General features: G+C 43.4%; 16 protein-coding genes, 1 tRNA gene and 1 pseudogene. 10 read left to right on the forward strand and 8 right to left on the reverse strand.

Features of this window, described 5'->3' with window-relative positions:
• Window positions 1–286: 286 nt before the first annotated feature.
• The 5 genes and pseudogenes from ACESTD_RS17665 to ACESTD_RS17685 all read left to right on the forward strand — a co-directional run bounded on the left by ACESTD_RS17665 (window position 287) and on the right by ACESTD_RS17685 (window position 5,054).
• Complete coding sequence (locus ACESTD_RS17665) at window positions 287–538, forward strand: hypothetical protein (RefSeq protein WP_217510320.1); 252 nt, start codon at window positions 287–289, stop codon at window positions 536–538.
• A gap of 30 nt (window positions 539–568) precedes the next feature.
• Window positions 569–1,420, forward strand: a pseudogene (locus ACESTD_RS17670) (penicillin-binding transpeptidase domain-containing protein); the annotation flags it as partial.
• Between the two features lie 1,126 nt (window positions 1,421–2,546).
• Complete coding sequence (locus ACESTD_RS17675; RefSeq protein WP_057098139.1) at window positions 2,547–3,434, forward strand: hypothetical protein; 888 nt, start codon at window positions 2,547–2,549, stop codon at window positions 3,432–3,434.
• A 45-nt stretch (window positions 3,435–3,479) separates the two neighbouring features.
• The gene (locus ACESTD_RS17680; protein WP_240058416.1) at window positions 3,480–4,262 is read left to right on the forward strand and encodes a hypothetical protein; all 783 of its coding nucleotides are present in this window, start codon (window positions 3,480–3,482) and stop codon (window positions 4,260–4,262) included.
• A 694-nt stretch (window positions 4,263–4,956) separates the two neighbouring features.
• A tRNA-Gly gene (locus ACESTD_RS17685) sits at window positions 4,957–5,054 on the forward strand.
• A gap of 45 nt (window positions 5,055–5,099) precedes the next feature.
• Here the strand turns inward: ACESTD_RS17685 and ACESTD_RS17690 are convergent.
• Together ACESTD_RS17690 and ACESTD_RS17695 are read right to left on the reverse strand one after the other, a co-directional pair.
• Complete coding sequence (locus ACESTD_RS17690) at window positions 5,100–5,369, reverse strand: type II toxin-antitoxin system YafQ family toxin (protein WP_008663492.1); 270 nt, start codon at window positions 5,367–5,369, stop codon at window positions 5,100–5,102.
• On the reverse strand, window positions 5,366–5,620 hold the full coding sequence (locus ACESTD_RS17695; RefSeq protein ID WP_008663498.1) for a hypothetical protein: 255 nt from the start codon (window positions 5,618–5,620) through the stop codon (window positions 5,366–5,368). The genes ACESTD_RS17690 and ACESTD_RS17695 overlap by 4 nt, the downstream gene beginning before the upstream one ends.
• Before the next feature lie 290 nt (window positions 5,621–5,910).
• Between ACESTD_RS17695 and proS the strand changes: the two genes are divergently transcribed.
• Window positions 5,911–7,404 carry a proline--tRNA ligase gene (proS, locus tag ACESTD_RS17700; protein WP_005829226.1) on the forward strand — a complete coding sequence of 498 codons (1,494 nt, stop codon included), beginning with the start codon at window positions 5,911–5,913 and terminating at the stop codon, window positions 7,402–7,404.
• A 168-nt stretch (window positions 7,405–7,572) separates the two neighbouring features.
• On the opposite strand, the gene ACESTD_RS17705 is transcribed toward proS, so the two are convergent.
• Window positions 7,573–7,908, reverse strand: a complete 336-nt coding sequence (locus ACESTD_RS17705) for a type II toxin-antitoxin system RelE/ParE family toxin (RefSeq protein ID WP_005836958.1) — start codon at window positions 7,906–7,908, stop codon at window positions 7,573–7,575.
• Window positions 7,899–8,132 carry a hypothetical protein gene (locus ACESTD_RS17710; protein ID WP_005829224.1) on the reverse strand — a complete coding sequence of 78 codons (234 nt, stop codon included), beginning with the start codon at window positions 8,130–8,132 and terminating at the stop codon, window positions 7,899–7,901. The genes ACESTD_RS17705 and ACESTD_RS17710 overlap by 10 nt, the downstream gene beginning before the upstream one ends.
• A 176-nt stretch (window positions 8,133–8,308) precedes the next feature.
• Between ACESTD_RS17710 and ACESTD_RS17715 the strand changes: the two genes are divergently transcribed.
• The gene (locus ACESTD_RS17715) at window positions 8,309–8,491 is read left to right on the forward strand and encodes a hypothetical protein (protein ID WP_005829223.1); all 183 of its coding nucleotides are present in this window, start codon (window positions 8,309–8,311) and stop codon (window positions 8,489–8,491) included.
• 229 nt (window positions 8,492–8,720) lie between these two features.
• Entirely contained in the window at window positions 8,721–9,851 is a 1,131-nt protein-coding gene (locus ACESTD_RS17720) for a glycosyltransferase family protein (protein WP_005836959.1), read from the forward strand.
• Here ACESTD_RS17720 and ACESTD_RS17725 read toward each other — a convergent pair.
• Together ACESTD_RS17725 and ACESTD_RS17730 are read right to left on the reverse strand one after the other, a co-directional pair.
• Window positions 9,848–9,949 (reverse strand): smalltalk protein, encoded by a 102-nt coding sequence (locus ACESTD_RS17725; protein ID WP_005829220.1) that lies wholly within the window; start codon window positions 9,947–9,949, stop codon window positions 9,848–9,850. The two genes, ACESTD_RS17720 and ACESTD_RS17725, sit on opposite strands and share 4 nt — an antisense overlap.
• Before the next feature lie 54 nt (window positions 9,950–10,003).
• Window positions 10,004–10,513: an HU family DNA-binding protein gene (locus ACESTD_RS17730; RefSeq protein ID WP_373159077.1), complete on the reverse strand. Its 510-nt coding sequence runs from the start codon at window positions 10,511–10,513 to the stop codon at window positions 10,004–10,006.
• 274 nt (window positions 10,514–10,787) lie between these two features.
• Between ACESTD_RS17730 and ACESTD_RS17735 the strand changes: the two genes are divergently transcribed.
• Entirely contained in the window at window positions 10,788–11,048 is a 261-nt protein-coding gene (locus ACESTD_RS17735; RefSeq protein ID WP_005829216.1) for a DUF4248 domain-containing protein, read from the forward strand.
• Between the two features lie 129 nt (window positions 11,049–11,177).
• Here ACESTD_RS17735 and ACESTD_RS17740 read toward each other — a convergent pair whose 3' ends face one another.
• Together ACESTD_RS17740 and ACESTD_RS17745 are read right to left on the reverse strand one after the other, a co-directional pair.
• Window positions 11,178–13,307 (reverse strand): VapE domain-containing protein, encoded by a 2,130-nt coding sequence (locus ACESTD_RS17740; RefSeq protein ID WP_264379085.1) that lies wholly within the window; start codon window positions 13,305–13,307, stop codon window positions 11,178–11,180.
• A gap of 122 nt (window positions 13,308–13,429) precedes the next feature.
• A complete protein-coding gene (locus ACESTD_RS17745) occupies window positions 13,430–13,753 on the reverse strand; it encodes a hypothetical protein (RefSeq protein ID WP_005829213.1) in 324 nt (107 codons plus the stop codon).
• 761 nt (window positions 13,754–14,514) lie between these two features.
• Here ACESTD_RS17745 and ACESTD_RS17750 point away from each other — a divergent pair.
• Window positions 14,515–15,039 (forward strand): UpxY family transcription antiterminator, encoded by a 525-nt coding sequence (locus ACESTD_RS17750; protein ID WP_034529848.1) that lies wholly within the window; start codon window positions 14,515–14,517, stop codon window positions 15,037–15,039.
• The last annotated feature ends 319 nt before the right edge of the window (window positions 15,040–15,358 follow it).

A 15,358-nucleotide genomic window follows, 5' to 3' on the forward strand; every position in this document is an offset into this window, starting at 1 on the left:
TCAAGGGGGTAGGATTATTTTAGCACAAGGGGGCAGAATCGCTTGGTTTTAGGGGGCAGCTTACACTGGATTTTCCATGGGGAATTATTTCAGTTATTTTGGGAATAATAATAGCAATCATTTCTTTTTCCGATTTCTTGGAACTCATTTTTAATACAGTAATAAGCAGTGGTTTAATCTTCATTTTGGGCGGTTTAATAATTTATCTTATTGGAAATAAAAGGGCGAAGAGATGGAAAAAGAAACATCCTAATGACCCTGTTAATCAATATTTATAAAATATCTTATGAAATACTATAGAATTGAGGTTAAATGCAATAGCAAAATTTATAGATTAGGCATTGCACATGAAAATAATATTCCTTCAAAAGAATATCTGAATGACTTGGTTTACGAATTTCTAAAATCTCAAAAAGTACATATAAATGGAAATGAAATTATTAATCTTCAAGAGTCCAATGAAAAAGAATTTAATGAGTTGAAATGCAAAATGGAATTAGAATTGCATTTAAAAGAAACATGCCAAGTAGGATATTAAATTTATATTCAATATATCTATTCAAAAGTTATGTTAAGAATTTATTTTATAGTATTAGTAGCCTTGTTAGTAGCTTGCAGCCCTACCAAACAAAAAGTAGAACAAGTTTCTACCATAGACAGCACTTTGCAGATAAAAGTTGATTCTATCCTGCAAAATAAGCTGTCCGAACTTGATGCTACAGTAGGGCAAGTTATTGTAATGGAAGTACAGACGGGAGAAATTAAGGCTTCTGTTGGTTCTGATTCCATTCTTCAAGAATCGGGATTAGTGCGTACCGCTTCACTTTTGGCAGCATTGGAAACAAAGGCAGTCAAACTATCCGATACAATAGATGTTGATAATGGTATTTTAGCTATTGAAAAAGATACATTGTGCGACCATAATTGGCATAGGGGTGGATATGGGAAAATCACAGTGGAGCAAGGTTTCGGACTTGCATCCAATATTGCCAACTATAAGATAGTAAATAAGGCATTTGAGAACGGACAAGCCTTTGCAGAAGCACTTGCAAAATACGGTTATCAAGTAAAAGACACAAGTCTTGTTTATAATCCTTTGGGATATGGCATACTCACAACTCCATTACAGAACTTGACTTTCTTTAATAGCATAGCTAAAAGTAACACTGCCATTAAACAAGCATTGGAATACTCTGTTACTGATGGATTAGCCAAGCCTGCCCAATCAGATAAAGTAAAAGTAGCCGGAGCAACGGGAACAATTCAACTTTCAAATGGTGAATATGCCGTAGAATTTTGCGGTTACTTCCCTGCCGATAACCCGAAATACAGTATTATCGTTACCATTAATAAGAAAGGATTACCTGCAAGTGGTGGACTGATGGCTGGTGATGTGTTTAGACAAATAGCCAGCATCTTAATGACAGAAAAATCATCCGATGTGGAAGGACTACTTGGATTTTGGGCTACTGACACCATACTAAAGACAAATTATAAACTTGTCATGTTAATGGACACTCTATACAGATATGTGCACACAGCCCAATTCTCATCATCCGCGCTTGAAGATAATACAGAATGGATGAATAAATACCGCAATCAATTATGCAGATATTATAAGGTCAATCAATTAGGGACAGATACAATATCCGATTACGCCAAAGCAGATACAGTAATTGAAGCAAGCCGGAAATTGTGGAAGTTGGATTCAGACGGCTCTACTGCGGGGCTGACTATAAGCAACGGTATAGAACGTACACGACTGATATTCCAACAATATAATGAGTATGTACGATTATTGGAGCTATGTGAAACAGACGGACAAAAAGGATTACTAAAAGATGAATTTAAAGCATGGATTGATTTGAATACTCTGATGTCAGAAATTTATAGTGACTGCGTTTATTTAAGATATTGGGGCGGCTCTATTACCGGACCAGTTCGTTCAGCAGGAATACTTCAGATTTTAGAATCTCACATTTCAATGTACCAAAAGGATAGAAGTCTGTTAAACGATAATTTTTATCTTTATAAAGACAATGGTGTTTTCATGGAATGTGCCAAAAATCTGTTACTGGATTGCTGTCAGTCTACACTAAAAGAATATGTTTATGAAGATGAGAAAAGTGAGAGCTACAAAGAACTAACAACAGTTGCCAAACAAAAGGTTTCTACACTTCCAATAGTAATCGGCAAGTGGATTAAAGCACGTGAATCATGGGCTAATGAAACAAACGAACTTGAAGAGAGACATGAAAAAAATACCAGTGAAGTGCTTGTTAGGCTGTCAATCCTAATTAGTTCTTTACGATAAATGGTGAGTAATGTGTTTAGGCAGAATATTGAAATAGAGATACTACCTTTAGCACATGGCATTGAGAAACGGTTTAGTCCTGCAAAGAAAAGATTACCTGCAAGCGGTAGCATAGCAAGTAAAGTGTTTAAAGAGATTGTAGATAGTATGATGCTGAATGGGGAATAACTCGCATTTTTATTGCAACTAAGAATGATTAGATTGTTTTTAACAAATTTCAAGAATAACCATTATGAATAATTTTATTGGATGTATATTTAGTGTAATGACTTTATTATGTGCTTGTACGCAAAGAACAACAACGTCAAATTTAGATGTTTCAGTTCGTGACTCTGTCTTGATTTATAAAATTCAAGGTCTCAAAGAGTTTATAAAGGAAGCTGATTATTGGGGTGATGATATTGAATCATATTGGGCTTTTAAACAGGCGGATTCTATACTTAATACCATTACAGATTATGGAAAATATGAGGAATCTCTTGCTCGCATTTATGCTGCAACAAGTTATGTGAGTTACGGATTATCCTATGTAGCATCAGTAATGGAGGAATGTCGGCAGATGGCTGAAGGCAATGATGATTCTTTCCCTAAGACAGGAATAGAAGAAGCCCAGAAGAAAATCATCAGAGACTATACAATTCCTAATGATTACATTCTTTTCAATACTACTCGTTTGGAGTTCAGAGCCTTATATAGTTTATTATATTTTTTCAAAGCAAATAGATTTGCAGAATTTGAAAATAGGCTGCTTCCTAATTATGATAGAAGCATGATGTATAAAACGATATACGCTGATATGCCACCCAAGGTAGCTTATAGAATATCCTCTGTATTGAATATGAAATCATGGTTCAACTATTTAATCATTCTTGCTCAACAGGCTTACATGGAAAACCATGGTGGACAACCGGATTTGGATTCAATGCCTTGGAAAGAATTTATAGAACTTGCAATGTGGCATGATTCATTAACCAATGACAATGATGAATCTTATTATGAAAACATGACCGATAACGAATTTCATAAAATAGAATGCAAGGCTGCTTATACACAATACATTATATATAAGTATATTTCCGAAAATCTTAGAGGTCTTAAAGCAAAGGAGAATCATCCTTAATCCATTTTTTTAGACAGATTATTGATTGCATGGTAACAGAATAATATGAAAAAGATATTTTACCTCATCATGGCAATGTTCACAATCTCTTTATGGGGTTGTGTTACTGATAGAAAGTGTTCAATACCGAAAGGCTTTGAATGCTTTAATAGTAAACGAGTATTTATACAGTATAAACAACCCGTAAATGGATATACTGTTAAAGTTATGTGGCTACCTTACCTTAATTCAAAGGATAATACAACAGCAGAAACCGGAGTAACAACCTCTCTATTTTTCGATAGTGCAGACAACCAATTTTACATTAATTTAGAAGCCAAACATATTATTGATACTCTCTGTTATCATTATCCGCATTTAAAAGATGGAGATGTTCTTTATTGGGATTATGTGCCTAAAGACAGCAATGAGGTTTTACCTCATTATTCACCATTTTGCTTTTCTGATGTGGATTTTGACGGAAAAGAAGAATTGGTCATTACACATCAATTGGGCGGTTCACGCTCAAACAATACTTATAAAATATACAAAATACATGGTTATGACAATGTAGAGCTAATGACGGATGAACCATTTAATGATTTAGAAAATACAACAGAATTTGATTCTATTAATAAGACTATTACAACATGTGGTTCGTCCGGTGCATACAACTATGTTATTTACACCTATAAACAAAAAGAATATAGTACTATGGATTGGAACAAGCCCATAACTATCCCCAAATTTGACATGATTAAAGCAGAGGTTATAGATGGGGAAGAATGTAGAATTTACGAAAAGAAAAGAGGCAAATTGGAATTAGTAAAACAAACAAAAATTCATTAATTAAAGAGTCCCTTTTAAAAATACAGAAAAGAATAGTAACAACAAAAGCCAACCTACCCATTATAAACAAATGGATAAGTTGGCTTTTTCAGTTCTGAACAAATTATTAACGCTTTCTCCTTTTGAACTTCATGGATGGGGTAAGTCCATACGCACTTTCCGGGAAATAAGTGCGGAGAAATTTATCACTTGCTAATCTATAAGTGGTAATAGTGTGCGTTTCCATATAATCGGGTATAAGGCATACCCTTGCATCTTTTCTTATCTAATTTTTCATAGCTATAAAATTTTGAGTTTCACATATACAACTGTATTCATGATTGCGGAGAATACCAAGTAATAGGAACAGATTTTCAGCAGGTAGATTTTTAAGAAGATATAGCTTTATATACCCACTACTGATTTCTATACCGATACTCTATTATATAATGGAAATACAGTATATGAATACTTTTTAAGTAAAGAGAAAGCTACACTATACTATTATATACCATATCATTAGATATATAAAAAACTGATAGTCAAAAGCAAAACTATAAGAAAGAATCATTGCATAACAGCGCAATATTGACTAACTTTGTGATGCAGTTTGAAACTGCAAAGAGATTATTAATTTATTGTTGAATCTATCTTGTTTACATGTAAACCAACATGTAAACCGCAACTTGAAAGGACTTCTTCTAAGAAGATATAAGCGGCTGTAGCTCAGTTGGTCACTTTTAATCCGCAGGATTAAAAGGCATCAGCTTCCCAAGCTGAGGGTCACGAGTTCGAGTCTCGCTTGCCGCTCCATCTGAAAAAAGGAGCTACTTTTTATCGTAGCTCCTTTGTCGTTTTTCAAAACAATTCAGAATGACTCCCGATTCTGACAATTTCTATCACATCGTGTTCCGTGTCTATCCATATCAAAAGGAAGTTACTTTTTATATGGCATTCCATGCAATCCTTATACTTCCCTATAAGTACATGCGCTTTGTATTCTTTGGGAAGGATGGTGCCGTTCGCCAACTTTTCCAATACATCATATAAGGCTTTCATTAGCTGAAGGTCGTTGCGGTATTTCTTCAAATCTTTCTTAGCCTTTGTACTGTAACGGATTTTTTTCATTCTATTTCGTTGACGGATTTCATGAATGAATCAAAGTCCGTAGTGTCTATTGTCCCGGCATATTTCCCGGAGCGTGCTTCATTGATGGCTGCGGTCGTTTCTTCATTAGGCTCTGAATACATCGCATTCATCAAAGTGCTCTCTACAAAGTTGTTCAGGCTTCTGTTTGCTTTCTTGGCATGTTCCTGCAAGATCTGCAACAGGTCTTCACGCAGACGGAATGAGGTTTGTTTTCTTACTACTGCTTCCATATCATTATCTGTATTATATTGTATTACAAAGATAGTGCATTATAATGCAAAAAACAAGCTTTTCTATATGGCATAATTCAAAAAAAGACGAATATGCAGGACATTCGGATTTTGGTAGTCATATAAAAGAAATATCCTGCGAGTTTTTCCCTACGGATTTTATCTCTTTTTATAGTGTGTTTTCGGTTCTATTAAAAATACTATTTGTTTTTCAAATAAATTTCCTTTAAAATTTGTACTTTTGCCGACTGTTTAGAGAAATCAACGAAAACTTTAAAAAACGAAATAGAATGGCAGTAGAATTGAAAGACCTTACCAAACGTAGTGAGAACTATTCTCAGTGGTACAACGAGTTGGTGGTAAAAGCCGATTTGGCAGAACAATCGGCTGTACGCGGCTGTATGGTGATCAAGCCCTACGGATACGCTATCTGGGAGAAGATGCAACGTCAGTTGGACGATATGTTCAAGGAAACGGGACACGTCAACGCTTATTTTCCCTTGCTTATTCCGAAATCATTCCTCAGCCGTGAAGCGGAACATGTGGAAGGCTTTGCCAAAGAGTGTGCCGTCGTGACGCACTATCGTTTGAAGAACGATCCGAATGGCGGCGGTGTGGTGGTGGACCCTGCTGCAAAACTGGAAGAAGAGCTGATTATCCGCCCCACTTCCGAAACCATCATCTGGAACACCTACAAGAACTGGATCAATTCATACCGCGACCTGCCTATCTTGTGCAACCAGTGGGCAAACGTGTTCCGTTGGGAAATGCGTACCCGTCTGTTCCTCCGTACCGCCGAATTCCTCTGGCAGGAAGGACACACGGCACATGCCACTCGCGAGGAAGCCGAAGAAGAAGCGGTAAAGATGCTGAATGTATATGCCGAGTTTGCCGAAAAATACATGGCGGTGCCCGTGGTAAAGGGCGTGAAGTCTGCCAACGAGCGTTTTGCAGGTGCCCTCAACACCTACACCATCGAAGCGATGATGCAGGACGGAAAGGCTTTGCAGAGCGGTACTTCCCACTTCTTGGGACAGAACTTCGCCAAGGCGTTCGATGTACAGTTCGTCAATAAGGAGAACAAGCTGGAGTATGTTTGGGCTACCTCCTGGGGTGTTTCCACCCGTCTGATGGGAGCGCTTATCATGACGCATTCCGATGACAACGGTCTGGTACTTCCTCCGCACCTGGCTCCGATACAAGTAGTCATCGTACCTATCTACAAGAATGCAGAGATGCTGGCTAAGATTGACGAGAAAGTGGCAGGCATTGTTGCCAAGCTGAAGTCAATGGGTATTTCCGTGAAGTACGACAATGCCGACAACAAACGTCCGGGCTTCAAGTTTGCCGACTATGAGGTGAAGGGTGTTCCCGTTCGTCTGGTGATGGGTGGCCGCGACCTGGAGAACAATACAATGGAAATCATGCGTCGCGATACACTGGAGAAGGAGACGCGTTCCTGCGAGGGTATCGAAGAGTACGTGAAGGATTTGCTCGAGGACATTCAGGCTAATGTCTACAAGAAAGCGCTCGATTACCGTAACAGCCGCATCACCAGCGTGGACAGCTACGAGGAATTCAAGGAAAAGATTGAAGAAGGCGGCTTCATTCTGGCTCATTGGGACGGGACTACCGAAACCGAAGAGAAAATCAAGGAAGAGACCAAAGCAACCATCCGTTGTATTCCTTTCGATTCATTTGTTCCGGGTGACAAGGAACCGGGCAAGTGTATGGTTACCGGCAAGCCTTCTGCCTGCCGCGTGATTTTCGCACGTTCCTATTAATAATACCCACCCCGGATTACGCGGATTAACACAGATGATTTTAGGAGTTCTGATAATCAGAAACTTTTATCTGCGTTAATCCGCGTAATCCGGGGTGATTGTATATCTTGATACGTCCTCTCGGTTTTAAATTTATAGAGTTATCTCTCATCATGAATTGATGAACAGCTATTTATATTGCTTCAGAAATTCTGAGATTGTTTTACGTACAGTTTCCGGAGATTGTTTTGAATGAAGCATTGCTGCAATGACAATCCTATTCTCATCAATCAAATAATATATCACGTTAGGGGAAAGTTTTAAATGACGGACAGTAATGTTGTTAAATAGAGTAGAAAAATCACTGTCTATAATTCCTATATACGGATGTTTTGCTAAAAGATTTACTTTGTCTTGTATCTTTTGACGTGTTTTCTGTGCCGTCAACATGCCAAAATTATTCTCTACATAAATAAGTATCTCTAAAAAGTGCTCATAAGCCAACTTAGACCAGACTATTTCCATCCCATGCGTTCATTTATCATACTCTCTATTTGGGAGTTTGATATACAGTGTCCTGCTTTATTCTCTTCTAAGGCAAATAGAAGGGCTTCAGCCAAAGCATCTCGGGGAATACTGTTGATAAAGTCGTCCATCGGTATGGCTGATTGATGATAAGTTGCCATCATCGGTTCTTGTGCCGTTTGTTTGGAAGAGTCCTGCTCTTTATATGGTTTAATTTTACCCATTGCTTTTATTTTTAATCAAAGGTAAACTGAATAAATGAAAACTCCTAATATTCAATCCATTTATTTTCCACTGCATCAAAGCCAACCAATCTACATACTATTGTAACCTCCTTCACATCTCCTCGTAACAACTTTCCCTCATTTTTGCAGCGTAAAAAAAGAAAGGAGGCCCGAATATGAAACTGAACAGAAATGACTATACCGTAGAGGCGGCAGCCGGCGGTGGTTTTTACGCTTATTTTATGAATAATGTGTTGTGCAGCGCCTACGGTGAAACGCCTGACGAAGCCTGCGAAAACCTGGAACAGATTGTTGACGATTTTGTCAGTGATATGTATATGGTCGAGGAATTTGTCTGATATTCCGGCATCATATGCCGACCAAATTATCCTTTTTACGTATTTATTCCATAAATTCTCTTGAAGTCATGTCTGCGCGATGCCGGTGTGACTTTTGTCATTTATAACCGAATTGTCACATTCTTCACATTCTGCCGTAACACGGAGGTGCGATATTTGCATCAACTAAATGCAACGTCATGTGCTGCATGTGTTTCAACATTAATTTGTAAATCATCAAGTCGTCCCAATGAAAGTCCTTTTTATCGTTCAAGGAGAAGGCCGCGGGCATCTGACCCAAGCCATAACAATGGAAGAGCTGCTGCGCCGCAACGGTCACGAGGTAGTGGAAGTGTTGGTGGGCAAAAGCAATTCGCGCTGTCTGCCCGGTTTCTTCAACCGCAGCATCCAAGCTCCGGTGAAACGTTTTCTCAGTCCCAATTTCCTGCCTACGCCTGCCAACAAGCGGGCAAGTCTTGCGCGTAGTGTGGCCTATAATCTCACCCGTCTGCCCGTCTATCTGAAAAGCATGCACTATATACACCGCCGCATCGAGGAGAGTGGTGCCGAACTGGTCATCAACTTCTACGAACTGCTCACGGGGATGACCTATCTCTTCTTCCGTCCTTCCGTTCCTCAAATAAGCGTCGGGCACCAGTACCTGTTCCTGCACCGCGATTTCGAGTTTCCCGGTAAGAACGGCTTCCATCTGTGGCTGCTCCGCCTTTTCACCCGCCTCACGTGCATAGGTGCCCGCGAAAAGCTCGCCCTTTCCTTCCGCGAGATGGAGGATGACGAAGAAGCGTATGTCCGCGTGGTTCCGCCATTGCTGCGGAGGGAGGTGCTGTCGTGCGAAGGTACGGAAGGGGATTATCTCCACGGATACATGGTAAACTCCGGTTTTGGCGAGAATATCCTCCACTGGCACAGTGCCCATCCGGAAATACCCCTCCACTTCTTCTGGGACAAGCAGGACGAAGCCGAGGTGTGCCGTGTGGACGACACCTTGAGTTTCCATCAGCTCGATGACGTCAAGTTCCTGCGCTACATGGCAGGCTGCAAGGCCTATGCCACCACTGCCGGCTTCGAGTCGGTCTGCGAGGCGATGTATCTGGGCAAGCCTTTGCTGATGGTTCCGGCGCATATCGAGCAGGACTGTAACGCCTACGATGCATTCCGTAGCGGTGCCGGTGTCATCTCCGAGGAGTTTGATTTGGAACGTCTGCTGGACTTCTCGGAGCATTTCCACCCGAACATGGCTTTCCGCTATTGGGTGCGTAGCTGCGACTGGCGTATCCTGCGCTGTATAGAGAGGGAAGAGAAAGAGGAAACCTTTTTCGGGGTTTCCTCTTCCTGCCGTCCTTTCTTTCCGGCGACTTAAATGCTCACGTTCATCGCATTGGCTCCCAATGCCCCTAAGATGGCGGAGGCTACTGCAATTACGACTTTCAGAATTTTATCCCAGATACTTTTTTTCATGCTATATACGTTTTAAAAGTTGAACATACGAATCGGTAGTAAAATCAGTCATACTTATCCCAACGGATTTTCGCCCTGGTCTCCGTCCGAACCGCCTCCGTCTTCCGAGCCGGAACCGCTGCCGGAGCTTCCTCCTTCACCGTCTCCCTTGTTCAGCAAAGCTTCCAGGTCGTAGAAGTCAATCTTCTGCCCGGCACGCGTGGCGGCGATGTCCGGTCTTACGGTGCTGGAAGGCCGGAAATTGATTTTCACCGCCTTGATGTTCTTGGCGGTACACTCCTTTACATCCAGTACGCCTGCCGTACGCGCCGACAGGCTGAATACGCCGAAGTTCTTGATATTCACCGACTGGCCGCTGTAGAGGGTCGTAATCATGGCTTCCACAAAATTGGTCAATACACTCTGGATGTCTCCCAGCGTCAGCGAACTCTTCTCTTTCATCACATACGCAATGTCGTCCAGCGTTGCATTGTCGCCCAGTGTCACCAGCTGCGGGTAGAACTTTGCCACCGCATCTGCCTTTCGAGGATCTTTCCTCGCAATTTTCTTGAATGGTACTCCCATAAACAATTAAATAATTAAAAATTAACAATTAGAAATTAAAGTCTCGTATTGCAATACTCTTCTCTTTCTCCTTTAGGGGGAAGAGGGGTGCTGCAAAAGTACTCCTCCGGCTTTTTCTGCTCATGGCTTTCTTCGGGTTACGCTGTCTCTTTCCCGTTTCCTTTCTGTTCAAAAAAAATTCTTCGTCCGATGCCCGTTTATGTCTGTATATGCTTGGTCATACCGCTGATATTCAGTATCTTTATGGTGTAATAATCAACCAATAACATAAAGAATGAAAACAGAAAAAGAAAAGAGGGAAGAGGAGGAGGAAGACCTTCGTCCGTTCCGCATCCACGCCTATTCGAAGGAGGAGCTTGCCATGCTCTACAACCCGACTTACTGCATCAGCAATGCCATCTATACCCTGGCGGCATGGATACGCCACAACAAGGCGCTGAAGGGTGAGCTGGAGAAGGTGGGCTACAACAAATACCGGCGCACCTTCACTCCGCTGGAAGTGAAAGTGCTGGTGAAGTATCTGGGAGAACCCTGACAGGATGCCGGCCGGAAATAGGGAAGCAGAGTAAAGAAAACGCCAATATATGTAAAGCCCCGTAACAATATATGTTGTCATGCACAACAATATATGTTACGGGGCTTCTCTCTTCTCCTCGAATGCCGGTTACTGATATGTCTGGATGTCCACTACCTCATATTCGGTCGTCTCCTGCTCGTTGGTCCGTGTGCCGAATCCGTACTTTTCCAGTGCCTGCACCAGTACCAGCTGGGTGTGCGGGTTCACCTGCACCTTCCCGAATATGCTGAGCTTGGTCAGTATGACGCTGGCAGGGAGCCATTTTACCTGCAGGTCCTCGGGCAGCGGTTTGCGGAAGAAGACGAAGAGGTTCTCCTCCACGGGGTCTTTCATGCGGTGCCGTTCGTTGTGCTTGTTCAACTGTTCTATCTCCTCGCCCTCGTACCAGTATCTGAAACCGCCTTTCAGCAAGGCGAGGGCCTGGGCGTAGATGCCGGGATGGTTCACCGGGGTGTGGTAGTCTATACCGGTGATGGTGATGGGGAGGAAACGCCGGTTTCCGCCGATGTCCTGCAGGCACTGCCGGTTGTTGGTGCTCGCGATGAAGGAGCAGTGGCGGGGCAGGGTGAAGGCTTCGATGTCGTAGGCCTTGCGCTGTGTCACGTTGTCCTGCGCGATGATTCGCTTCAATGCTGCCAGCTCGCCGGGCTTCACGCCTTCGAACTCCTCCATGTTGATGATGATTCGCGTGGCGAGCAGGCGGGCATCGTCCTTGTTGCTCGGGTCTATTATGCCGTTGTAGAAGTACTCTTTCCACTCGGGCGGCAGCAGGCGCCGAATCCAGCTGCTCTTTCCCTTTCCCTGCTCGCTGTAGAGGATGATGACGAGCTGGTTCATGTCCTCGTCGCTCAGTGCGCAGGCCACCAGGCCCACTATCCACCGTTTGAAGCCCTTCTGCCATAGCTCCCGGTTCTCGGTCGTCAGGGTGTCGGCCAGCCGGGCGATGTAGTCCGTCCCGTCCCAGGGGGGAAGCGCGTACAGATAGTCGGTGTAGGGGTTGAACTCCTTGGCGTAGTTGGAGTCTATCACGGCTCTGAGGAAATTCTGGTAGCAGGAGATGCCGGCCATCTGCAGGTCTACGAATATGGTGTTGTAGTCCTTTCCGCGCATGGGACGGTAACCTTTTCCGGCATCTGCCGACAGGGCATAGGGCATGAATTCGAGGCGGTCCAGGATGAGGTTCCTGCGGATGCCGTAGTGCTCTTCCAGAAAGCTCATCACTTGGTTGATGACGGGCTTTTTCTCTTCCTTCTTTGTGGCGGCTTCGCTGGTCTTGTCGGTATAGATGTAGGCATTGTGCAGGGGAGATTCCACGTCGGGATACTCTTGTCCGAACTCGTTTTTCGCCAGTCTGATGGCTGTCTGCTCGTCCAGGCCCTTGCTGTAGCATTTGTTGCCCAGGGCGAAGAGGAAGTTGTCGCGGTTGCCTGCCCGGAACCTGGTGGTGCGCTTCACGGCAGTCACGGCTTGGGAGAATATCAGCTTCTCCCAAGGCTTTGCGTCCTGCGGTGTGGCGGCAGAGGAGGCGGGGAGGGGGTGTACCGTTTCGACGGGCGTCTTCTTTGGGCTGTTCTCCTTCTTCGCAGGCGGGATGATGCGTGCCGGCAACGGGGAAATCTGTTCCAGCAGTGCGGCATTGATATAGGCATGCGGGTCGAAGGACATGAAGTATCCTCGCGAGATGTCCTTTCCGCTTCCGTCCACCTCTACTCCGAGAAGGGCCTCGTAGTGCTCTTTGGCGGCGCTGTACAGCTTCAGGTGTATCTCCTCGAGCGTGGCGTAGGTCACCTCGCCCTGTCGGAGACGGTCATACAGACGCCGGGTGTATTCCGTCTGCATGAAGACGAACAGCTTGTAGCCGTGCCTTTTGGGGGAGAGGAAACTGCCCAGGGTGTGCGGGTCTTCGTTGATGAGGGTCCGGGTCTGCTCCAACTGTCTCTCTTCCAGGTCGTCGATGTCGAGCGTGATGACGGGGTTGTAGCGGGTGATGCTCGGTGCGAGCCTTCTTTCCCGGTAGTTGGCCGTGAGGGTCCTGAAGGGAAGCTGCTTCTTGACGTGGTTGGCTTCCTCCACCTTTCCCTGCGCCACGAGGCTGGCGATTTTGATGATTAACTTGGCATGCTTGCCGTTTTTTATGTCAGCCATGTCCTGCGTGAAGGTTGTCTCCCCGCTGACGGCGCTGAAACCACGGTAGGTGGTCACTGGAATGTTTTCCATTCTACTTGTATTAAGTTTGCCTTATTGGCGGCGCAAAGATGCCGTTTATTTCCTTAGGAAGCAAAAACGGCCATCCGCAGTGGGACAGCCGTTTTTTTACAATTTGAATTCCTTGGTCCGTTTTACTCCTTGGGATATAGCTCATTGAAGAGCTTATATATCTCATCCTCAATGCAATCGGGGTTCAGCGTATTGCCGCTTCCGTCCGCGTCCATAAAGTTTACAAGTAGATGCAGCAGCTTGGCGAAGGGGCTTACACCCTTCAGTCCGTGTTCCTTTTGGGGATTTATCAGCAGTGGGATGAAGGGTGTCAGGAAAGCCTTCCGCTCCTTGTATTCCACGGTTAACGACTTGTGTTCTACCATAGAAAGCAGGTCGATGGCCACTTGCACCTCTTTGCTCTCTTTGGTGTACAGCACTTGGTAATCTCTCCCTTTGATTTGCATCACGCTAATTGGCGTTTTTTTGTTCTCATAATTACAATTTGAAAATCTAATTTTATATTAAGTTAACGAATCGGGTGCAAAATTAATAAAAAAGAGAAGTCTGTGCACTATGTATTACACGGATTGGCACGGATTTTTGTAGTTTCTGTGCGTATCACTTTTGTGTATGTCCGTGCGTATCATCCTTTTGTTTCCGTGAGTATCCGTCACTCAGAACGTAGCGAAGAATTCTTCTCTGTGCTCCTCTGTGCCAATCTGTGTAATCTGTGGTGCCCCTCTCCGTGAACAAGTGAAGCGTGTGTGTAGTCTGTATGTATAGGGTGAGGTACCGGAACCTATGGTTATATATGTAACACACCCTTTCTTTAAAAAGATAAGAAATGACGCGCGTGCGCGTGTATCTTACCTAATAGGCGTAATTCTTTGATATATAGTGTGATGATGTCTGCATTAAAAAAGATTATCATTTTATCAATCAGAATATTTTGTACTTTCATTTCTTGACGTTACCTTTGCGTTCATTAAACGGAACGTGTTATAAAACATTTCTTTCATCATAAACGTTTCGTTGATAACGGCTTATCGCAAGATAGCTTGAATATAACTATTTCGTCGCCTTCCTTCCGAGATGGTGGAGGGTTTTGAAATAAAATGAATGCATATAGCCTATTTAAAGTAACCGCATTACATTACTTGACCGGGAGGTACTTCGCTACTCCGGTGTCCCCCAATCATATTTTTTCGTGAACGAGAATGCAGAAATGCACTGGTATGCAGTGCGTGTCACCTATAGCCGAGAGCTTTTTTTCAAGGAATACCTGGATGCAGCGGGCATTGAAAACTATATACCCATGCGCTATGAGTATGTCGTGAGGAAAGAGCGCCGCCTGCGCAAGCTTGTTCCTGCGGTCCATAACCTGGTCTTCGTCCGCTCCACCCGCGAGCGTATGGATGAAATAAAGAACGAACCGGGCATGAACATCCCCATCCGCTATATCATGGACCGCGAAACCCGCCAGCCCATTGTCATCCCGGACTCGCAGATGCGCAGCTTCATCGCCGTGTCTGGCACCTACGACCAGGCTGTGCTCTATCTTGAACCCACCGAACTGAACCTCTCCCAAGGAACCCGGGTACGTATCACCGGCGGCATCTTCGAAGGAGTGGAAGGGGTGTTTGTGCGTGTGCGCCATGACAGGAGGGTGGTGGTGAACATCGAGGGGGTGATGGCGGTGGCGACGACGTTTGTGCATGCGTCGCTGGTGGAGGAGATAGGAGAAGGGTAGAAGGGAAAACAGATTGTGTTTTTGAGTTTTTTCTTTTTTTGTTGAAGAATAATATCCATTGGAGAAATGATTTTTTGTTAAGAATAAAGATAATACTTGTTATAGCTCGTATTGGGTTCCTTATTTTTGTTTTTTAGATAGAAATTTCGATAATATGTAAAGGAAAGCGAAGCTCTACTTAAAATAAATAGATGTAATTCGTTTGCGTAAACTGTTTTCTAGCATCATGTTTTGCAATAGTGTAGTAAGCAGTCAAAAAATGGCTATTGATTGCAACCTCTATCTTCGCTGCGAACAAAAATTTTAGAATTTATGTATA

This window comes from Bacteroides sp. AR20, from assembly GCF_964250605.1.
GTDB classification, from domain to species: Bacteria; Bacteroidota; Bacteroidia; order Bacteroidales; family Bacteroidaceae; genus Bacteroides; species Bacteroides uniformis.

Bases quoted from the DNA above. Each gene is read 5' to 3' on its own strand.
- ACESTD_RS17665 (WP_217510320.1), top strand. From the start codon at position 287: ATGAAATACTATAGAATTGAGGTTAAATGCAATAGCAAAATTTATAGA.
- ACESTD_RS17675 (WP_057098139.1), top strand. From the start codon at position 2,547: ATGAATAATTTTATTGGATGTATATTTAGTGTAATGACTTTATTATGT.
- ACESTD_RS17680 (WP_240058416.1), top strand. From the start codon at position 3,480: ATGAAAAAGATATTTTACCTCATCATGGCAATGTTCACAATCTCTTTA.
- ACESTD_RS17690 (WP_008663492.1), bottom strand. From the start codon at position 5,369: ATGAAAAAAATCCGTTACAGTACAAAGGCTAAGAAAGATTTGAAGAAA.
- ACESTD_RS17695 (WP_008663498.1), bottom strand. From the start codon at position 5,620: ATGGAAGCAGTAGTAAGAAAACAAACCTCATTCCGTCTGCGTGAAGAC.
- proS (WP_005829226.1), top strand. From the start codon at position 5,911: ATGGCAGTAGAATTGAAAGACCTTACCAAACGTAGTGAGAACTATTCT.
- ACESTD_RS17705 (WP_005836958.1), bottom strand. From the start codon at position 7,908: ATGGAAATAGTCTGGTCTAAGTTGGCTTATGAGCACTTTTTAGAGATA.
- ACESTD_RS17710 (WP_005829224.1), bottom strand. From the start codon at position 8,132: ATGGGTAAAATTAAACCATATAAAGAGCAGGACTCTTCCAAACAAACG.
- ACESTD_RS17715 (WP_005829223.1), top strand. From the start codon at position 8,309: ATGAAACTGAACAGAAATGACTATACCGTAGAGGCGGCAGCCGGCGGT.
- ACESTD_RS17720 (WP_005836959.1), top strand. From the start codon at position 8,721: ATGAAAGTCCTTTTTATCGTTCAAGGAGAAGGCCGCGGGCATCTGACC.
- ACESTD_RS17725 (WP_005829220.1), bottom strand. From the start codon at position 9,949: ATGAAAAAAAGTATCTGGGATAAAATTCTGAAAGTCGTAATTGCAGTA.
- ACESTD_RS17730 (WP_373159077.1), bottom strand. From the start codon at position 10,513: ATGGGAGTACCATTCAAGAAAATTGCGAGGAAAGATCCTCGAAAGGCA.
- ACESTD_RS17735 (WP_005829216.1), top strand. From the start codon at position 10,788: ATGAAAACAGAAAAAGAAAAGAGGGAAGAGGAGGAGGAAGACCTTCGT.
- ACESTD_RS17740 (WP_264379085.1), bottom strand. From the start codon at position 13,307: ATGGAAAACATTCCAGTGACCACCTACCGTGGTTTCAGCGCCGTCAGC.
- ACESTD_RS17745 (WP_005829213.1), bottom strand. From the start codon at position 13,753: ATGCAAATCAAAGGGAGAGATTACCAAGTGCTGTACACCAAAGAGAGC.
- ACESTD_RS17750 (WP_034529848.1), top strand. From the start codon at position 14,515: ATGCACTGGTATGCAGTGCGTGTCACCTATAGCCGAGAGCTTTTTTTC.